Genomic DNA, 18,014 nt, shown 5'->3' on the forward strand with positions numbered 1-18,014 from the left:
CCGCGAAACCCTGCTGGTACTGGACAATTGCGAGCACATCATCGAGGCCGCGGCCGCCTTCGCGCACCGGCTGCTCGGCGAATGCCGCCGCCTGCGGATCATCGCGACCAGCCGCGAACCGCTCGGCATCACCGGCGAGGCGCTGTGGCAGGTCGAACCGCTGAGCCTGCCCGCCGCGGACGCCGACCCGGCCGCGATCGCGGCCTCCCCCGCCGTGGAGCTGCTGCGCGACCGGGCGAGCGCGGTGCGCAAGGACATCGGCTCGGGCGCCGCCGCGCTGGCCACCATGGCCCGCATCTGCCGTGCGCTGGACGGGATTCCGCTCGCGATCGAACTGGCCGCCGCCCGGCTGCGCACCATGTCCCTCGACCAGCTCGCCTCCCGGCTCGACGACCGCTTCCGGCTGCTGACCGGTGGCAGTCGCACCGCGATCCCGCAACATCGCACGCTGCGCGCGGTGGTCGACTGGAGCTGGGAGTTGCTCGGTGACGCCGAGCGCACGGTGCTGCGCCGCCTGGCGGTGTTCGCCGGTGGCACGAGTCTGGAAGCGGCCGAACAGGTCTGCGCCGCAGACACCGTGGAGCAGTGGGAGGTGCTGGAACTGCTGACCGCCCTCGTCGAGAAGTCGCTGCTGGTCGTCACCGAGGACAAGGGCCCGCGCTACCGCATGCTCGGCACCATCCACCAGTACGCCAGGGAACGGCTCGACGAAGCGGGAGAAGCGGATTCGGCGCGCCGCGCCCATCTCGCGTACTTCACCGGGCTGACAGCGACCGCGGATCCCCGCCTGCGCAGCGCCGAACAACTGGAGTGGCTCGCCGTCCTCGAGGCCGACCACGACAATATCGCCGCCGCGATGCGCGGCGCGCTGGCCGCGCGGGACGCCGACGGGGCGCCCCGGCTCGCGGCGGCGGCCGGCTGGTACTGGTGGCTGGGCGGTCACAAGACCGAAGGCATGGAACTGGTCACCGCCGCCGCCGACACCGCCGAGCGGCTGGCGGGCACCGCCGGACAGGCGCAGGGCACCGCCAGGCAGGCGCAGAGCACCGTGGATGACGAGACGCTCGCCACGGTGTACGGGCTGGTCGTACATTTCGCGACCACCGGGCCGAATGATCAGTTCGCCGTGGAGGAATGGATCACCAAGGCCCACCGGCACGGCAGCAGAGCCGACCACGACCGAAGCGGCAACGACTCACGTCACCATCCGGCCCTGGTGTTCGTCACCGCCCTGGAACGCATGCTGCACGGACCCGACGAGTATCTGCCCGCCTTCGAGGCGCTGCTCACCGACGAGGATCCGTGGGTACGGGCCCTGGCCCGCCTGCAACTGGGCAAGATGCGAGTCATGCTCGGCCAGGACGGCCCGGAGGTCGATGAGCATCTCGAGCGCGCGCTGGCCGAGTTCCGGGCCGTCGGTGAACGCTGGGGCATCTCGTTCGCGCTCACCGAACTCGCCGAACGCCTCGCCATGAGCGGTGAATTCGCCCGTGCGGCCGCACATCTGGAACAGGCGATCGCGGTGGTCACCGAGGTCGGCGCGATCGAGGACATTGCCCGGATGCGCTCGCGGCAGGCCCAATTGTTCTGGCTGCTGGGTGATTCGGAGGCGAGCACGGCCGCCGTCGCCGAGGCGCAACGCTGGGCGGATCGCACGGCGTGGCCCGGTTCGCTGGCCCAATTGGCCTTGGAGCGGGCCGAATTGGCCCGCTGGAGCGGGGACGTCGCGGAGGCACGCCGCCAGCTCGGGATCGCCGGCGCCCAGGGCATCGATGCCGAAGCGGAATACGTCGCGGTCGAAATCCATGTCCTGCTCGGCTATCTCGCCGAGGATCCGGTCCAGACCCGCGGTGAGCTGCGGGCGGCGCTGGACGCGGTCTCCGAGCGGGTGGCCGCTCCCCTGCTGGCCCGGATGCTGGTCGGACTCGCGGATCTGTCCCTGCGGGAGGGCCGCGACGAGCACGCGGTCGCGCTGCTGGCCGCGAGTGCCGTCGTGCGCGGCATGCCCGATCGCTCCCAGCCGGATGTGGAGCGGATCGAGCGGGAAACACGAAGTCGCCTCGGTGAAGTGGGTTTCACCGAGGCGACAAGGGTTGGTGTGGAATCGGATTGGCGGGAGCTGGCGGAGGCCACCTTCGCGGACTGACCTACGTCCGCTTGTTGAACGTCGCCCGCGACCAGAAGTAGCCGACGACCGTGAATCCGACGGCCCAGGCCAGCGCGGCGGCGGTGTAGCCGCCCGACGGATGTCCGGTGAGAAAACCGCGCAGGGATTCGATGATCGGCGTGAAGGGCTGGTACTGGGCGAACTGCCGCACACCCTGCCCCATCTTGTCGGCGGGCACGACCGCGCTGCTCAGGAAGGGCAGCATGATCAACGGCACCACCGCCATCCCCGCGGACTCCGGGGTCTTGGCGGCCATGCCCAGCGCGACGGTCAGCCAGGAGGCCGCGAACGAGGTGGCCAGCATGACGCCGATCGCGCCCAGCCACTCCGGAGCGGTTGCGGGCGAACGGAATCCGAGGGCGAAGGCCACGCCGATGACGGCGGCGATGGCGATCACATTGGTGACGATGGTGGCGGCCACATGGCCGGTCAGCACCGCGCCCCGGGAGACGCTCATGACCTTGAACCGGTTGATGACGCCCTTGGCCATGTCGGAGCTGACCGACACCGCGGTGCCCGAGAGCCCGTAGCTGATGGCCAGCAGGATCATGCCGGGGGTGGCGTAGTTGACGTAGTGGTCGCCGACGTCGAAGGCGCTGCCGAACACGTAGACGAAGATCAGCATCATCACGACCGGCATCAGGGCCGCGTTGAAGATGGTGACCGGATTGCGGGCGATGTGCTTGAAGTTGCGGCGCAACATGACGATCGAGTCGGACAGCGCGCCGGAGACGGTGGCGGGGGCGACGGTGGTGGGGGTGGTCAGGGTGCTCATTGTGCTTCGGCCTCCGTGGTGGCGTGCCCGGTCAGGGCAAGAAAGACATCGTCGAGATCGGGGGTGTGGATGGAGACGTCGTCGGCCTCCAGGGAGTGGTCGGCGAGCCGATCCAGCAGGGCGCGCAGGGCTTTCGAGCCGGTGCTACCCGGCACCCGCAGCGCGAGGGCGTCCTCGTCGCGGGTCGCGTTCGGCAGGATGGCGGCGGCCGCGTCCAGGTCGGCGAGCTGGGTGAAGCGCAGGCGCACATGGGTGCCCGGCACCCGGCGCTTGAGCTCCTCGGCGGTGCCCTCGGCGACGATGCGGCCCTGATCGAGCACCGCGATGTGGTCGGCCAGCTGGTCGGCTTCCTCGAGGTACTGGGTGGTGAGGAAGATGGTGACGCCGTCGGCGGTCAACTCCCGCACGATCTCCCACATGGTGCGGCGGCTGCGGGGATCCAGGCCGGTGGTGGGTTCGTCCAGGAACACGATGTTCGGCTTGGTCACCAGCGTCATGGCCAGATCCAGCTTGCGGCGCATACCGCCGGAATAGGTGGAAGCCTGCTTGCCCGCCGAGCCGGTGAGCTCGAAGCGCTCGAGCAGTCCGGTCACCACCCGCTTGGCGTCGGCGCCCTTCAACCGGTGCAGATCGGCCATGAGGCGCAGGTTCTCCTCGCCGGTGAGCAGATCGTCGACCGCCGCGAACTGACCGGTCACCCCGATCGAGGCGCGCACCGACCGGGCCTGGGTGGCCAGGTCGAATCCGGCGACCGAGGCGGTGCCGCCGTCGGCCTGGGCCAGCGTGGTCAGCACGTTCACGGTGGTGGTCTTGCCCGCGCCGTTCGGGCCGAGCAGGGCGAAAATGGATCCGGCCGCGATGGTCAGGTCGATCCCGTCGAGGACTTTCTTGTCCCCGTAGGACTTCCGCAACCCGGAGGCGGCGATTGCTGTGTTGTTCATGCCGATGACTTTGGCCAGCCGCCCTGATACGGACCTGACACCGGCCTGACATGCCCCCTGATGCCCCTGACATGCCTGTCGGACAAAGCGAAACGGCGGCACGACCCGAAGGTCGTACCGCCGCTGAGCTGCGGGTATCGAATCAGTAGTCGATACGGTCGGTCTTGGCCAGCCACGCCTCGAAGGGGGCGTTGGCGTTGGGCAGCTCGAGGCGCTCGATGGTGGTCGGCCAGTCCTCGCCCGCCGGCTTGGTCTCGAACAGCTCGTAGAACTTGCGGTCGTCGAACCCGGCGACGGCGGCATCGTGCCGGTCGGCGGCGAAGATGATCCGGTCTACTCGCGCCCACAGGGCCGAGGACAGGCACATCGGGCACGGCTCGCAGGAGGTGACGAGCACGCAGCCCTGCAGGGAGAAGGTGCCCAGTTCCTTGCAGGCGGCGCGCATCGCGCTGACCTCGCCGTGCGCGGTGGGGTCGAGGGTGGCGGTGACCTGGTTGTGGCCGACCGCGACGATCTCGCTGCCCTTGGCGATCAGGGCGCCGAACGGGCCGCCGCCCTTGTGCACACTCGTGGTGGCCAGCTTGATCGCCTCGTCCAGCCAGGCGCGTTCGAGCTCCTGGAGGGGCACTTCGGTCGCGGTCATGGTCACTCCTCTGTGGATAGGGCAGGGACTCCGGGGAAGAAGTCCACGGCACTGATCCCTTACGTTGCTGCAACTGTGTGATTAGGAGTACACAGCGCGGCCGGGCCTATCAGCTAGGGCGGATTCCATGAAAAGGGTCGCGGCGGGGGACCCCTCTTTCGTAGAGAAGGACGAATCGGGTGCTTTTGCCCTGGTCAGCGGGTTGCGATTCTGGTACGCATCGTAAATTTCGGGATTTCCGGGCGGCCAGCCCCCGGAAATTCCGTCTTGAATTCATTCACGTTGCCGCACAACGGCTTTCGCAGCGAAATGACATTGGTGTGACTCTACGAAATACCAGCTGTGACCGGGGCCACTGTTCGTGGCTTCCATCCCTGGTTCTACCGGCTCGGCCGCCTGTGTACTTCATTGTGAAGTTTGCGATTTCGAGGCAATTACCTTGCCGGACAAGGATTTTACGTGGCTGTACAGCGCAAGCACACGATGTATCACTCGAGCGTCGTCGACGCCGATCCGGCGGCCGTCTGGGCCGTCGTCCGCGACGCCCTGCAGTTGGTGTCGATCGTTTCCGGCCCCTCCGCCAAGGACGTGCATTGGGTCGGTGACGCCGGGCCGGAGCGGGTTCCGGCGCTCTACAACTTCACGCTGGTGTTCAGCGACGGGCTGGTGCAGCAGGAGATCGCCGGGCGCGACGAGATCAAGCGGCTGCAGACCTACCGCTCGATCGAACCGACCATGGGCGTCGACCTCTATGTCGCGACCATTCGTGTCCGGGAGATCACCAATGACCCCAATCGCAGCTTCTTCGACTGGACCCGGGAGCTGACCATCGCCGAGGACGCCGACACCGAGGTGGTCGAAACGATCATCGACATGATGGCCAAGCAGGTCGACGCCGTGCGCGACCACTTCGCACAGCGGTAGCGCCGACCTCGCCATGAAGGAGAAACCCTTGTCAGAGTCATCGCCGTCGACGTCATCGTCCGGCCGACATATCGAGATCGTCTGGCCCGAAATCGGCATCACCGTGACCGCGGAGCTCGACGGTCGCAACGAAGAACTCGCGGACGCGCTGTGGGAGGCGCTCCCCTACCGCAGCCTGCAAGGCCATGCCCTGGTCGCGGGCGAACACCTCTACCACGTCGCGCCGATCCCCTCGCTGCTGCACGTGCCCGCGGAAACGAAGATCGCCGATCGCCGGGACGCGCCGGACGGGACCGTATTCCTTTCCGCGCTACAGCATTTGGGCATCAAGTACGGCACGCTGACCGAACCGATGCCCGCCGCGCCGGTGGGCCGGATTCGCGAGCAGGACATCCCCGCGCTGCTGGAAGCCGGTCGGGCGGTGTGGGATTCGGTGTATTCCACCAAGCAGCCGATTCTGGTCGAGGTCCGCAAGGCGGGTGCGGAGAGCGGGCATCGCATTCCGCATCTGACCGCCGCCGACGCGGACGCCAACCGGCTCATCCACGATGTGCACGCCGAGACCGAGCGCATCTGGCTGACCGAGCCGATCGAGCTGGCCGAGCTGCATCGAGGCGTGATCCCTTCGGGGGCAGGCAGTTTCGAGACGGTGCTGCCGACCCTGCTGTTCGTCAACGGCGAGACCCGACCGCTGGGCTACGCCTCCTATGGCGGTCTGGTGCGCGCGGCCGTGCAGGACATGCCGATGGAGTCGCTGCGGCACATGACGCGGCTGCTGGTCGGGGTGCCCGCCGAATTCCTGGGCTACTGCGGTCTGGAGCCGTTGTGGGCCTTCACCCAGCGGTTCCTGGCCTGCCTCGACCAGCTCGACCGCGACGACTTCCTGGCCGTGGTGAGCCAGCTGGCGCTCTACGTGAACACGCTCGGCGCGTGGAACCTGCACCTGTACCCGTGGGACAGCGGCGACCACCTGCGCCAGCACCGCCCGGCGGAAGTGGGTTCGCAGTCGTGAGCGCACCGAGCGTGGAGCGCACGGAAGTACTGGTCATCGGCGGTGGCGTCATCGGCACGTCCATCGCGGCTCAGCTCGCCGAGGCCGGTGTCGGCACCGTTCTGCTCGAGCGCGGGGATCTCGGCTCGGGAGCGTCGGGGAACACCGCGGGCGTCATCCGCACCTACTTCCCCGGCAGTCCCCTGACCAGTGGTCTCGCCGTGCGCAGTCTCGCCGGCTATCACGAGCTCGCCGAGCGCACCGGCACCGATCTGCTGTTGCAGCGGGTCGGGTTCCTGGTGCTTTTCACCGAGCAGCCGCAGGTGGAGGACTTCCGGCGCGAGCTGGACGCCCAGCATGCCGCCGGAGTCGAGGTCGAACTGATCACCGCGGCCGAGGCAGCGCTACGCAACCCGCTGCTGGATGAAAGCACCATCGTGGCGGCCGCCTGGTCGCCCGACGCGTACGCCTGCGATCCGGCCGCCATCGTGCGGGCCTACGCCGCGGCGGCCGAGCGCGCCGGGGCCGTGCTGCGCACGCACACCCCGGTCACCGGTATCGATCCCGACGGGCGGGTGCACACGCCCACCGGCAGCATTCTGGCCGACACCATCGTCTGCGCGGCCGGTCCGTGGGCCGACACCGTGGCCGCCATGGCCGGGGTGGAGTTGCCGGTCTCGACCTACCCGGTCGATCTGCTGCTCACCGACGCGCCCGCGAGCGCGCCGCACGCGCTGCCCATGACGCTGCATCCGTCGAGCCTGCGCATTCGCTCCTGGGGCGATCTCATCCTGGTCGGCATGGGCCGCCCGGGTCCCGATGAGTCGCAGGCGGATTGGCGGCAACGGGTCTCCGGGCAGCTGAGCGCCACCTATCCGGCGTTCGCGGGGCAGCGCCTCGGTCACGGGTGGAGCGGGGATCTCGATGTGAGCCCGGACGGCGTGGCCGTCATCGGCCGCGATCCCGCCCGTCCCTTCCTCTACGCGGCGGGGTTCTCCGGCCAGGGGCTGTGCCAGGCGCCCGCGGCCGGTGCGCTCGTCCGCGATCTCGTTCTCGGCAAAGAAGGAAATTACGATGATCGTCTTGGCGTGCAACGGTTTCAGCCGAGTCTCGGAATTCTTCGCCGCTAATTTCGGCGCCGTCGGTATCGACAAGCACTACCTCATGGGCCACGACGCGGCCGCCACCCTGCTGATCGACGGCGAGATCGTCGCGGCCGTGGAAGAGGAAAGGCTCAACCGGGACAAGAAGACCACCGACTTCCCGATCAATTCGGTGCGGTGGTGCCTGGATCAGGCCGGGATCGACTTCGCCGACGTGGACGTCCTCGCCATTCCGTGGAAGTGGACCGCCGAGGAACTGGCGGGAATCGAGATTCTCGGCGAAATCGTCGGTCCCGAAGCGATTCTCGCCGACTTCGCCGCGCGCACCGGATTCACGCCCGACCCGGCCAAGGTGGTGTTCGTCCCGCATCACGTGGCACACGCCATGACCGGCTACTACCTGGCGGGCATGAAGGACAGCGCATTCCTGGTCAGTGATGGTCGCGCGGAACGGTTTTCGACGGTGCTCGGCGAGATCCGCGACGGGCGCGTACGGATCTTCGACGAATCCACCATCGGTGCCGAGTATTCGATCGGGCTGCTGTTCGCCGCCATCACCCGCTTCCTCGGATTCGTGCCCAACAATGACGAATACAAGGTGATGGGGCTGTCCGGCTACGCCCGGCCGCCGGTGCCGAATCCGTTCGTCGAGGACCTGATCCAGTTGCACGCCGACGGCCGCTACAGCTTCCGGGTGCCGCTGGCGACCGAGAACCCGCGCAGCCTCGATCCCCTGTTCGAGCAGTACTTCGGGCCGTTCGAGGACACCCTCGAATACCAGGCGCGGGTGGCGGCCGCGGCACAGGAGATGCTGGGCGTCGTCACCAATCATCAACTGCGGGCGCTGGAATCGAAGTCGGACCTGAATCATCTGTTGTTCGAGGGTGGCGTCGCGCTGAACTGCCTCAACAACACTCCGCTGTTCGAGGGGTCGCGGTTCGAGGAGATGGAGGTGAGTTTCGGGGCGAGCGATACCGGCATCACCATCGGCGCGGCGGCGTACGCCTGGCTCAATCACCCCGGCACCGTGCGCCCGCGACAGCCATTGCCCGTAACCCCTTATCTCGGACCGGAATACGATGACGCTGCGATCGAACAGGCATTGCGAGACTTCGACGATCGGGTCGGCTGGACCCGGCTCGGCGAGGACGAGATCATCGACCAGGTCTCGAAGCTGCTCACCGAGAAGGTCGTCATCGGCTGGTTCGAGGGCAGGCTCGAGCACGGCCCGCGGGCGCTCGGCCACCGCAGCATCCTCGCCAACCCGAGCTTCCCGGACATCAAGGACGTCATCAATACCCGGGTCAAGCATCGTGAACCGTTCCGCCCGTTCGCACCGCTCGTCCTCGAATCCGAGGCGGCGACGGTCTTCGATATGGGGCGCAAGACCCGTTCTCCGTACATGACTTTCGTGTTCCCGGTACGGCCGGAGTACCGGGATGTCATTCCGGGTGCGACCCATGTGGACGGCACGTCACGCGTGCAGACCATCACCGACCGCGACACCCCGCGACTGGCGGCGCTGTTGCGCCGCTTCACCGCACTGACCGATGTGCCGTGCCTGATCAACACCTCGTTCAACGTGGCGGGCGAGCCGATCGTCTGCGCACCGGCCGACGCGCTGAACTGTTTCCTCGGCACCGAGATCGACTACCTGGTGCTCGGCGACTACCTCGTCACGAAAGCCGCAGTGTCGTCATGACATTCGCACCGGGCGCGCCCACCACATTGATCCTGCTGCGGCACGGTGAGACGGCCTTGACTCCCGAGGGCCGCTTCTCCGGCAGCGGCGGCAGCGACCCGGCGCTGTCGGAGACCGGGCGGCGGCAGGCCGAGGCCGTCGCCGCCCGGCTCGCGGAATCCGGCCCGGTGCACGCGGTGGTGTCCTCACCGCTGCGCCGGTGCCGGGAGACCGCCGAGGCGACGGCCTGGAAACTGGGTCTGGACGTCCAGCTCGCGACCGGACTGCGCGAAGCGGATTTCGGTGTGTGGGAAGGACTTACCTTCGCCGAAGTCCGGGAACGCCACCCGGACGAGATGGCGGCGTGGTTGGCCTCACCGGCGGCCGCGCCGGGCGGCACGGGCGAAACGATGGAGTCGGTGGCCCGCCGCGCCGAGTGGTCGCGAGACCAGATCCTGAACCGCTACCCGGGCCAGACGGTACTGGTTGTCTCGCACGTCGCACCGCTGCGGACGCTGGTGCGGCTGGCCTTGGGAGCGCCGCCCGAGTCGCTGTTCCGAATGGAGATGGCGGCGGCCTCGCTGTCGGAGGTGGCGTACCACGGCGATGGGAGCGCATCGCTGCGCTCGCTCAACGACACCTCACATCTACGCTGAGCCAGCATTAGCGAAAGGCCCCGGTTCTCGTCGAGAACCGGGGCCTTCCTGCTTGTCCTACGCGCTGTCCGCGATCGAATGGACCGGGGCCACACTGTTTTTCGCGTGCCGCTCGGCCTCGAAGGTCATGATCAGATCCGCCGCCACGCTCACCGCGATGATGGCGGGCTCCTTGCCGGTGATCTCGGTCAGTCCGATCGGGGTCTTGATGCGGGCGATAGTGGCGGCGTCGAAACCGCCCTCGGTGGCCAGCTTCTTCTGGAAACGCGCCCATTTGGCGGCCGAGCCGATCAGGCCGATCGAGCCGAGTTCCGGTGTGCGCAAAGCGGTATCGCACAACGCGGCGTCCTCGGCGTGATCATGGGTCATGATCAGCACGTGGGTGCCCGGCGGCAGCTCCCCGATGATCTCCTCGGGCAGCATGAGCGGGCGATGCACGTGCACCTGCGCGACGGAGTCGTCGAGAACCGTAAGCCGTTCCTCGGCGAGCTGTTCCGGTCGCGTATCGATCAGGTGCAGGTCGAGGTCCTGGCGGGCCAGGATGCGGGCCAGCTCGTAGCCCACATGCCCGACGCCGAACAGGGCGACGGCGGGCACCACCGGCAGCGGTTCCAGCAGGATGCTGACGGCGCCGCCGCAGCACTGCACGCCGTGCCGGTTGGTGACCTTGTCGTTGAGGGCGAAGTCCATGATCTCCGTTTCCGGATCGGGCGACGCGATCATTTCGCGCGCCCGGTCGATGGCGACGGCCTCGATATTGCCGCCGCCGATCGAACCCCAGGACTCCGTCTGCCCGACAACCAGTTTCGCGCCCGGCTTGCGGGGCGCGTGACCGCGCACGGTCGCGACGGTCACCAGCACGCCGGGTTCCCGGCGGGCTCGTAACCGTTCGACCGCGGCCACCCAGGTCATGTCAGACTCCGCTCAGCGCGGTCGTACCGACGGCGACACCGTTGCCGTTGCTGCCGTTGCCATTGGCGTGGCCGTTGCTGCCATTGCCGTTGTGGCCGTTGCCGTTCACGGCGTGCCCGTTCGCGGCGTGCCCGTTGGTGAGCGCCTTGGCGGCCACGTCACCCCGGCGCGCGCCCTGGATGGCCCAGAACATCGCCTCCGGCGTCGCGGGCGACGCCAGATCGACACTGGTGCCCTCGGGCCCGAACGCGGCGGCGGCCTGCCGCAGCGCCTCGCGGACCGCGAAGGCCAGCATGAGCGGCGGCTCGCCGACGGCCTTGGAGCCGTAGACCGCACCCTCTTCGGTGGCATCCTCGAGCAGCGTCACGTGGAACTCCTCGGGCATCTCCGAGAAGGACGGCAGCTTGTAGGTGCTCGCGGCCTGGGTCAGGAAGCGACCGCGGTTGGGGCCGTCGCTGGTGTCCCAGCGCAGGTCCTCCAGGGTCAGCCAGCCCGCGCCCTGCACGAACCCGCCCTCGACCTGACCGATGTCGATCAGCGGCGAAAGGCTGTCGCCCACATCGTGCACGATGTCGACGCGGCGGATCTTGTAGCCGCCGGTGAACCCGTCGACCTCGACCTCGGTCGCGGCCGCGCCGTACGCGAAGTACTTGAACGGCGAGCCCTGGAAGATCTTGGCGTCCCAGTGCAGGCCCTCGGTGCGGTAGAAGCCCGACGCCGACAGCTGCACCCGCTGGAAGTACGCGGTGTGCACCAGCGTGTCCCAGTCGAGGGTCTTGTCGCTGCCGAGAAGCGTTGCGACACCGTCGATGATGCGGATGTCCGAGGCGTTGCCGCCGAGCTGGGTCGCGGCGACCTGGACCAGTCGGCCGCGCAGCTGCTCACACGCGTTCTTGATCGCGCCGCCGTTGAGGTCCGCGCCCGAGGAGGCCGCGGTGGCGGAGGTGTTGGGCACCTTGTCCGTTCGCGTGGGAGCCAGCCGCACCTTGTGCAGCGGGATGCCCAGCGTGGTCGCGGCCACCTGCATCATCTTGGTGTGCAGGCCCTGGCCCATCTCGGTGCCGCCGTGGTTGATCAGGACGGAGCCGTCCTTGTAGATCAGCACCAGCGAACCGCCCTGGTTGAAGGCGGTCAGGTTGAACGAGATGCCGAACTTGATGTTCGTGATCGCCAAGGCGCGCTTGGTGTTCGGGTGCGAGGCGTTGAACGCGGCGATATCGCGCTGCCGCTCGGCCCAGTTCGCGGCGTCCTGGGTCTGGTGCCAGATCTTGCCGATGCGATCGGTCTGCCCGACCGGCTGGCCGTAGGGCGTGGTCTGGTTGGGCGCGTAGAAGTTACGCTCCCGCAGCTCCGCCGGATCCAGGCCGAGCATGGGCGCGCAACGGCCCATGATGTCCTCGATCACCAGCATGCCCTGCGGGCCACCGAAACCGCGGAACGCGGTGTTGGAGACCGTATTGGTCTTGGCGATGCGACCCGCGACGTGCGCGTTCGGGATCCAGTACGTGTTGTCGATGTGGCACAGCGCGCGAGCCAGCACCGGCTCCGAGAGGTCCAGACTCCAACCGCCGTCGGCGGTCAGCGTGGCGTCGAGCGCCTGGATGCGGCCCTCGGCGTCGAAGCCGATCTTCCACGAGGAGTGGAAGCCGTGCCGCTTGCCCGACATGGTCAGGTCCTGGGTCCGGTTGAGCCGCAGGCGAACCGGGCGACCGGTGAGCTTGGCGCCCAGCGCGGCGATGGCCGCGAACCCGTGCGGCTGCATCTCCTTGCCGCCGAAGCCGCCGCCCATGCGCAGGCACTGCACGGTGACCTCGTGGCTGTGCAGCCCGAGCACGTGCGCGACGATCTCCTGCGTCTCCGACGGGTGCTGGGTGCTGGACTGGATGAAGATCTGCCCGGCCTCGTCGACCTGCGCCAGGGCGCAATGGGTTTCGAGGTAGAAGTGCTCCTGGCCCTTGAACTCGAACTCGCCCTCGAACACATGCACCGAGTTGGCGAAACCCTCGTCGATATCGCCACGGATCATGGTCGGGCGCGCGCCGTGGAAGCTCTCGGTGGCGATGGCCTCGCGCACCGTGACCAGCGACGGCAGTTCCTCGAGGTCCACCACGACGGCCGCGGCGCCGAGCCGGGCCGCTTCCAGGGTGTCGCCCAGGACCCACGCGACCGCGTGGCCGTTGAACATGACCTCTTCGGGGAACAGCGGCTCGTCGTGCTTCATGCCCGCGTCGTTGACGCCCGGCACATCCGCGATGGTGAGCACCCGCACCACACCGGGCACCGCGTACGCGGCGTCGGTGTTCAGCGAGTTGATCTTGCCGTGCGCCTTGAACACCTGCACCGGGTAGGCGTGCAGGCAGTCCTTGGTGCGGTACACCAGGTCGTCGGTGTAGAGCGCGGTGCCGGTGACATGCAGCGACGCGCTCTCGTGCGGCATCGGTACGCCGACGACCGGCTTCTCGGGACGCTCGGACAGATGGCTCATGACAGCACCGCCTCGGTGGTCTGCGCGTACAGCTTCTTCAGGCTCTGGCCGAGCATCGCGGCGCGGTACTCGGAACTGGCGCGGTGATCGTTCATCGGGGTGCCCTCGCCCTGGAGGATCGCGGCGGCGGCCTCCACGGTCTCGGTGTTCCACGGCTTGCCGATCAGCGCGGCCTCGGTGTCGCGGGCCCGGATCGGGGTGGCGGCCACGCCGCCCAGGCCGATGCGGATCCGGCTCACGATGCCGTCCTCCAGCTCGAGCGCGAAAGCGACAGCGACACTGGAGATGTCGTCGAACCGGCGCTTGGCGATCTTGTGGAACGCGGTCACCGGGGCCAGCGGCAGCGGGATGCGCACGGACTTGATCAGCTCGTCAGCGCGGCGCACGCTCTGGCGGTAGCCGGTGAAGTAGTCGGCCAGCTCGATCTCGCGCTCACCGTCGGCGGAGGCCAGCACCACCGACGCGCCCAGCGCGAGCAGCGCCGGCGGGGAGTCACCGATCGGGGAACCGGTACCGAGGTTGCCGCCGAAGGTGGCGTTGTTGCGGATCAGGCGCGACGCGAACTGCGGGAACAGCTGCGCCAGCAGCGGCACGCTGCCGTCGAGGCGGCGCTCGATCTCGGTCAGCGGCATGGCCGCGCCGATCTCGAGGTGATCGGATTCGATCTTCAGGTCGCGCAGTTCGGGGAGGCGATCGATCGCGATGGCGTAATCCGCACGGCGCGAACGAATATTGACCTCGACGCCCCAGTCGGTGGAACCGGCGACCAGCACCGCGTCCGGGCGCTCACGCAGCAGCGCCACGGCCTCGGCCAGACTCTCCGGGCGGCGGAAGGTGCGGCCGTCCTGCGAGTACTCGGTGGCGACCGGCTCCGGCGCGTCCTGCTCGCGGCGCAGCGCGAACTTGTCGTCGGCCTCGGGCTCGCCGAGCGCGAACGCGGCATCGCGGATCGGGCGGTAACCGGTGCAGCGGCACAGGTTTCCACTCAGCGAGTGCAGGTCGAAGCCATTGGGGCCGTGCTCGTGATCATGCGACTCGGCTTCGGTGGTCTCCTCGGCCGCGTGCGCCGAAGCGCAACGGGTCGGCCGGTAGTACTCGGAAGCCATCGAGCAGATGAAGCCCGGGGTGCAGTAACCACACTGCGAGCCACCGCGAACCGCCATCTCCTTCTGCACGGGGTGCAGTTCGGTGGGGGTGCCGGAACCGTCGAGCTCGCCCAGGCCCTCAGCGGTGACGATCTCCTGACCATCGAGGCTGGCGACCGGAACCAAGCAGGCGTTGATGGCGATCCAGTCGGTGGGCGACTCCACGCCGGGGCGCGCCACCATGATCGAGCATGCGCCGCATTCGCCCTCGGCGCAGCCTTCCTTGCTCCCGGTGAAACCGCGGTCCCGCAGGAAATCCAGGACCGTGGTGTGCGGTGCCGCAGGGGAAATCGGGGTGACTTTCCCGTTGACCGTGATCCGCGCGTCTACCATGGCACGACCTCATTTCGGTGCGCGGTCTTCTCGATAATCCTAGTCGCCATTTCAGGAGCTTTCTATTTACGGTGGCGCAGCCCGAGTACCCGGAGCGCGAAACAGCGGGCAAATGACATGCCGCAATCGATGACACAGAGCGAGATGCCGGGGCCGCAACGGGGCACGCCGGGAAACGGGCTGGTCAGAAGCCGTGAGCTACACGACCCGGAACCCAGGCGGTCCGGTGAGCCAGGTGGCGAAGATCGGAGATGGAGATGGACATCCGACAACGCCTCCTTCCAAGCAGCTCACGTATCGGTGTGACCGACGCTACGTGCCGTCGGACCGATAGGTCAAGCCGATGTGGGGTGGTCCGGAACAGTTTGAGGGAACCTCTGACGAGGGCTCGGACGACCTTCGAATGAATCGGTTTATCGCACAATAAGCGCGCTCTTGTTAATAGCTACGAAAAGCTCTCGCAAACATGCTGTGCCGTTTGTGTGTTCCGCCAGTCGCGGGGTACTCGGCCGACATGTTCGCAATAATCGCCGCCGTCCTGTTCGCCATCGCCCTCATCCTCGACCTCGCCGGGCGCACCGCGGGCGTGGGAGCCGACGCCTTCGTCATCGCCGGACTGCTCGGCCTCGCCCTGCATCTGGCCGGGTTCAGTGAGCGGGCCTTCCGCCAGCGTCAGTGGGGTTCTCGCCGGCCGCGCTGGGGCCGCCGCCGCGTGTGAGCGCCGCCGCGCGCGTGTCACCGGGTTCGGTTAGATTGCCGCGCATGAGTTTTCTGGGTGGGGCGTCCGGTTCGGAGCGTACGAAGCAAGAGTTCGGGGAGCAGGCGCTGGCCATGGTGCGGGCGCACGGGGTGACGGAGTCGGAGTTCGACGTCGAGGACTTCTCCATCCGCTACACCGCCGCGAGCGGGACGCGGGGTCAGATCAACCTCGAGACGGTGTTCAGGCGGACCCGGTCCGTAACGCCGCGCGAGGGCAATCGCATGCTGTTCGACTTCGTCAATGTGAGCCCCGGTCTGGGCGGAATCAAGTCGCCGAGCGAATGGGAGGAGGCCGCCCCGCGGTTGCGACCGCTCATCCGGCAGGCCGGTGAACTCAGCACCCGGATGGAGGGCATGCGGGTCGCCGACCACATCCTGTGGCGGCCACTGCTGCCGGGCCTGATGGAGACGCTGGTGGTGGATCATCCGACGTCGATGCAGCGGGTACATCCGTCCCAGCTGGAGAAGTGGGACGTGGACGCGGAGACCGTATTCGCCACTGCCCGAGCCAATCTCACCGGTCTCGCGCTCGATACCGTCGCCGGCTACAACGCCCGCGTCAACGGCGGGATGCTGCGCATCCCCGATACGGACGGCAATCTGTACGCAGGTGCGCTGCCGCTGGTCGACGGGTGGCTGGCCGGAATCGGCGAGAAGGCCGGGGCACGGCCGCTGGTGTTCATCGCACAGAACGTCGGCGTGCTGGCCGGTGCGGAGCTTTCCGAACGACATGTGCTGCTTCTGGTGAATGCCGCTCGCGAACTGTTCGACAACGCGGTGCGGGAGGTCTCGCCGGTGCCGTACACGGTGGACGACGCCGGTCGTTTGGTGCCGTATCGGGTATCCCGGGATCACCTGGCGTGGAAGGAGATCCGCAACGCGGAGGCTACGCTGACCGCCCATGCCTACCGCGGGCAATACGAGAATCTGCGCGCCGATCTCGACGCGGGAGTGATCGAGGATTACGCCGCCAAGATCATGCACTTCCGCATGAAGGACGGCACCGAATCCACCTCGGCCCCATGGACCGACACCGTCCCCACGCTGCTCCCCCGCACCCACAACGTCACCCTCACCGACGTCGAGACCGGCGACACCTTCCCGGTGCCCTGGGACGTCCTGGCCGAGGCTCTCGACCTGAAACCCGAAGCGGGCCTCTACCCCGACCGCTACCGCGTCGAGCACCACCCGGCCCCCGAAGTCATGGACCGGCTGCGTTCCATGTCCCGCTTCGACTGACGCCGCCGGCGGTTATTCGCCTTGGGCCGCAAGGGAAATCGGCTGCCATTCGCGCCAGGTGGCGAGGCGGGATTCGTAGTCGGCGGTGGCGATGGTGAGGGGGAGTTCGCCGAGGAAGAGGCGGAGTGGGGGTTGTTCCGCGTCGACCACGGCGAGGATGGCGGTGCGGGTGGCGGTGGGTTCGCCGCGGCGGACGGAGTTGCGGGCGGCGTTGCGGGCGGCGCGGACGGGTTCGTAGGCGGGGTTGGGGGTGGAGTGGCGGGCCGAGGGGCCCGACCAGTCGGTGTCGAAACCGCCCGGCTCGATGAGGGTTACGTGGATGCCGAAGGGGGCGACCTCCTGGGCGAGGGACTGGGAGAAGCCTTCCAGGGCCCACTTGGAGGCGTGGTACGCGCCGAGGTTCGGGAAGGCGGAGATGCCGCCGATGCTGGAGACCTGGAGGATGTGGCCGCTGCCCTGCGCGCGCAGGATCGGGAGGGCGGCCTGGGTGACCCACATCGCGCCGAAGACGTTGGTTTCCAGCTGATCTCGGAATTCCTTTTCGGAGAGTTCCTCGATGGTGCCGAACTGGCCGTAACCGGCGTTGTTGATGACGATGTCGAGGCGGCCGAAGTGGGTGGCGGCCTGTTCGACGGCGGCGAAGTCGGCGGCACGGTCGGTGACGTCGAGTCGCAGCGGCAGGAAGGTGTCGGGGTACTTGGCGACGATGTCGTCGACGGTGGCGAGATCGCGTGCGGTGCCCGCGACGCTGTCGCCGCGTTCGAGTGCGGCGAGCGTCCACTCGCGACCGAAACCCCTTGAGACACCGGTGATGAACCAGATTTTGCTCATGCCCCGACAGTAATCAGCTGGAGTGCACTCCAAGCAAGGGTCGAAATCGTCTCCACCGAAAGTCGCCGTTTCCGCTGGCATTCGCCTTTTCCGCCAGCCATGGATATTGCGAGCCCGATCACATTCGTGACATAGTGAGACCCGCAATATTGAGACTGCATAGTCTCACAACTGGGATCAGGGTGAGGAAGTAGGTCGATGAGGACCAGGAGACTGACCGGCCGATTAGTGCGGCTCGGGACCATATCCGTCAGCGCGCTGGTGGTGGCGGGCCTGACCGCGGGAGGGGCCCAGGCCGATCCGGCCGACGCACCGGCGCCGCCGTCCATCCAGCCCGCGCGGATCCTGCCGCTGCCGCCGGAACTCGATCCCGGCTTCTACTACCCGCCCGCCGACGTGGTGGCCGCCGCCGCGCCCGGCGAGATCATC

The 18,014-nt window shown here is 67.9% G+C and carries 15 protein-coding genes and 1 pseudogene; 9 read left to right on the plus strand and 7 right to left on the minus strand.

All coding sequences use genetic code 11. The features are described from left to right. The coding region (locus ACWELQ_RS12850) for an ATP-binding protein (protein ID WP_452397200.1) at positions 1-2,146 on the plus strand (2,146 nt) is incomplete at its 5' end. Position 2,147: 1 nt separating this feature from the next. On the opposite strand, the gene ACWELQ_RS12855 is transcribed toward ACWELQ_RS12850, so the two are convergent. From ACWELQ_RS12855 to ACWELQ_RS12865, 3 genes are all read right to left on the minus strand, one after another. Continuing rightward, positions 2,148-2,942, minus strand: coding sequence for an ABC transporter permease (locus tag ACWELQ_RS12855; RefSeq protein ID WP_452397201.1), 795 nt, complete (start codon positions 2,940-2,942; stop codon positions 2,148-2,150). Then, on the minus strand, positions 2,939-3,883 hold the full coding sequence (locus ACWELQ_RS12860) for an ATP-binding cassette domain-containing protein (RefSeq protein ID WP_452397202.1): 945 nt from the start codon (positions 3,881-3,883) through the stop codon (positions 2,939-2,941). Before ACWELQ_RS12860 ends, ACWELQ_RS12855 begins: the two co-directional genes overlap by 4 nt. Before the next feature lie 142 nt (positions 3,884-4,025). Next, positions 4,026-4,526: a nucleoside deaminase gene (locus tag ACWELQ_RS12865; protein WP_452397203.1), complete on the minus strand. Its 501-nt coding sequence runs from the start codon at positions 4,524-4,526 to the stop codon at positions 4,026-4,028. Between the two features lie 459 nt (positions 4,527-4,985). Between ACWELQ_RS12865 and ACWELQ_RS12870 the strand changes: the two genes are divergently transcribed. Genes ACWELQ_RS12870 through ACWELQ_RS12890 form a run of 5 tightly spaced genes read left to right on the plus strand, consistent with a single transcriptional unit; the run spans position 4,986 to position 9,881 of the window. Next, positions 4,986-5,450, plus strand: coding sequence for an SRPBCC family protein (locus ACWELQ_RS12870; RefSeq protein WP_452397204.1), 465 nt, complete (start codon positions 4,986-4,988; stop codon positions 5,448-5,450). 28 nt (positions 5,451-5,478) lie between these two features. Further along, on the plus strand, positions 5,479-6,462 hold the full coding sequence (locus tag ACWELQ_RS12875) for a cucumopine synthase-related protein (protein ID WP_452397205.1): 984 nt from the start codon (positions 5,479-5,481) through the stop codon (positions 6,460-6,462). Continuing rightward, on the plus strand, positions 6,459-7,571 hold the full coding sequence (locus ACWELQ_RS12880) for an NAD(P)/FAD-dependent oxidoreductase (RefSeq protein ID WP_452397206.1): 1,113 nt from the start codon (positions 6,459-6,461) through the stop codon (positions 7,569-7,571). Before ACWELQ_RS12875 ends, ACWELQ_RS12880 begins: the two co-directional genes overlap by 4 nt. Beyond that, the gene (locus ACWELQ_RS12885) at positions 7,516-9,246 is read left to right on the plus strand and encodes a carbamoyltransferase family protein (RefSeq protein WP_452397207.1); all 1,731 of its coding nucleotides are present in this window, start codon (positions 7,516-7,518) and stop codon (positions 9,244-9,246) included. The genes ACWELQ_RS12880 and ACWELQ_RS12885 overlap by 56 nt, the downstream gene beginning before the upstream one ends. Beyond that, on the plus strand, positions 9,243-9,881 hold the full coding sequence (locus ACWELQ_RS12890; RefSeq protein WP_452397208.1) for a histidine phosphatase family protein: 639 nt from the start codon (positions 9,243-9,245) through the stop codon (positions 9,879-9,881). The genes ACWELQ_RS12885 and ACWELQ_RS12890 overlap by 4 nt, the downstream gene beginning before the upstream one ends. A 57-nt stretch (positions 9,882-9,938) precedes the next feature. Here the strand turns inward: ACWELQ_RS12890 and xdhC are convergent, their stop codons facing one another. The 3 genes from xdhC to ACWELQ_RS12905 are packed head-to-tail and all read right to left on the minus strand — an operon-like array spanning position 9,939 to position 14,756. Then, positions 9,939-10,793, minus strand: a complete 855-nt coding sequence (gene xdhC / locus ACWELQ_RS12895) for a xanthine dehydrogenase accessory protein XdhC (RefSeq protein ID WP_452397209.1) — start codon at positions 10,791-10,793, stop codon at positions 9,939-9,941. Between the two features lies 1 nt (position 10,794). Continuing rightward, entirely contained in the window at positions 10,795-13,278 is a 2,484-nt protein-coding gene (gene xdhB / locus ACWELQ_RS12900) for a xanthine dehydrogenase molybdopterin binding subunit (RefSeq protein ID WP_452397210.1), read from the minus strand. Next, complete coding sequence (locus ACWELQ_RS12905; RefSeq protein ID WP_452397211.1) at positions 13,275-14,756, minus strand: xanthine dehydrogenase small subunit; 1,482 nt, start codon at positions 14,754-14,756, stop codon at positions 13,275-13,277. The genes xdhB and ACWELQ_RS12905 overlap by 4 nt, the downstream gene beginning before the upstream one ends. A 514-nt stretch (positions 14,757-15,270) precedes the next feature. Between ACWELQ_RS12905 and ACWELQ_RS12910 the strand changes: the two genes are divergently transcribed. Both ACWELQ_RS12910 and ACWELQ_RS12915 read left to right on the plus strand, forming a co-directional pair. After that, a complete protein-coding gene (locus ACWELQ_RS12910) occupies positions 15,271-15,474 on the plus strand; it encodes a hypothetical protein (protein ID WP_452397212.1) in 204 nt (67 codons plus the stop codon). 44 nt (positions 15,475-15,518) lie between these two features. Next, positions 15,519-16,754 (plus strand): hypothetical protein, encoded by a 1,236-nt coding sequence (locus ACWELQ_RS12915; RefSeq protein ID WP_452397213.1) that lies wholly within the window; start codon positions 15,519-15,521, stop codon positions 16,752-16,754. Positions 16,755-16,766: 12 nt separating this feature from the next. On the opposite strand, the gene ACWELQ_RS12920 is transcribed toward ACWELQ_RS12915, so the two are convergent. After that, positions 16,767-17,585, minus strand: a complete 819-nt coding sequence (locus tag ACWELQ_RS12920; protein ID WP_452397214.1) for an SDR family oxidoreductase — start codon at positions 17,583-17,585, stop codon at positions 16,767-16,769. Positions 17,586-17,783: 198 nt separating this feature from the next. On the opposite strand from ACWELQ_RS12920, the pseudogene ACWELQ_RS12925 reads away from it, so the two are divergent. Then, positions 17,784-18,014: pseudogene (locus ACWELQ_RS12925) on the plus strand (lipase family protein); the annotation flags it as partial.

This window comes from Nocardia sp. NPDC004722, assembly GCF_053601505.1.

Bases quoted from the DNA above. Each gene is read 5' to 3' on its own strand.
- ACWELQ_RS12855 (WP_452397201.1), bottom strand. From the start codon at position 2,942: ATGAGCACCCTGACCACCCCCACCACCGTCGCCCCCGCCACCGTCTCC.
- ACWELQ_RS12860 (WP_452397202.1), bottom strand. From the start codon at position 3,883: ATGAACAACACAGCAATCGCCGCCTCCGGGTTGCGGAAGTCCTACGGG.
- ACWELQ_RS12865 (WP_452397203.1), bottom strand. From the start codon at position 4,526: ATGACCGCGACCGAAGTGCCCCTCCAGGAGCTCGAACGCGCCTGGCTG.
- ACWELQ_RS12885 (WP_452397207.1), top strand. From the start codon at position 7,516: ATGATCGTCTTGGCGTGCAACGGTTTCAGCCGAGTCTCGGAATTCTTC.
- ACWELQ_RS12890 (WP_452397208.1), top strand. From the start codon at position 9,243: ATGACATTCGCACCGGGCGCGCCCACCACATTGATCCTGCTGCGGCAC.
- xdhC (WP_452397209.1), bottom strand. From the start codon at position 10,793: ATGACCTGGGTGGCCGCGGTCGAACGGTTACGAGCCCGCCGGGAACCC.
- xdhB (WP_452397210.1), bottom strand. From the start codon at position 13,278: ATGAGCCATCTGTCCGAGCGTCCCGAGAAGCCGGTCGTCGGCGTACCG.
- ACWELQ_RS12905 (WP_452397211.1), bottom strand. From the start codon at position 14,756: ATGGTAGACGCGCGGATCACGGTCAACGGGAAAGTCACCCCGATTTCC.
- ACWELQ_RS12910 (WP_452397212.1), top strand. From the start codon at position 15,271: ATGTTCGCAATAATCGCCGCCGTCCTGTTCGCCATCGCCCTCATCCTC.
- ACWELQ_RS12915 (WP_452397213.1), top strand. From the start codon at position 15,519: ATGAGTTTTCTGGGTGGGGCGTCCGGTTCGGAGCGTACGAAGCAAGAG.
- ACWELQ_RS12920 (WP_452397214.1), bottom strand. From the start codon at position 17,585: ATGAGCAAAATCTGGTTCATCACCGGTGTCTCAAGGGGTTTCGGTCGC.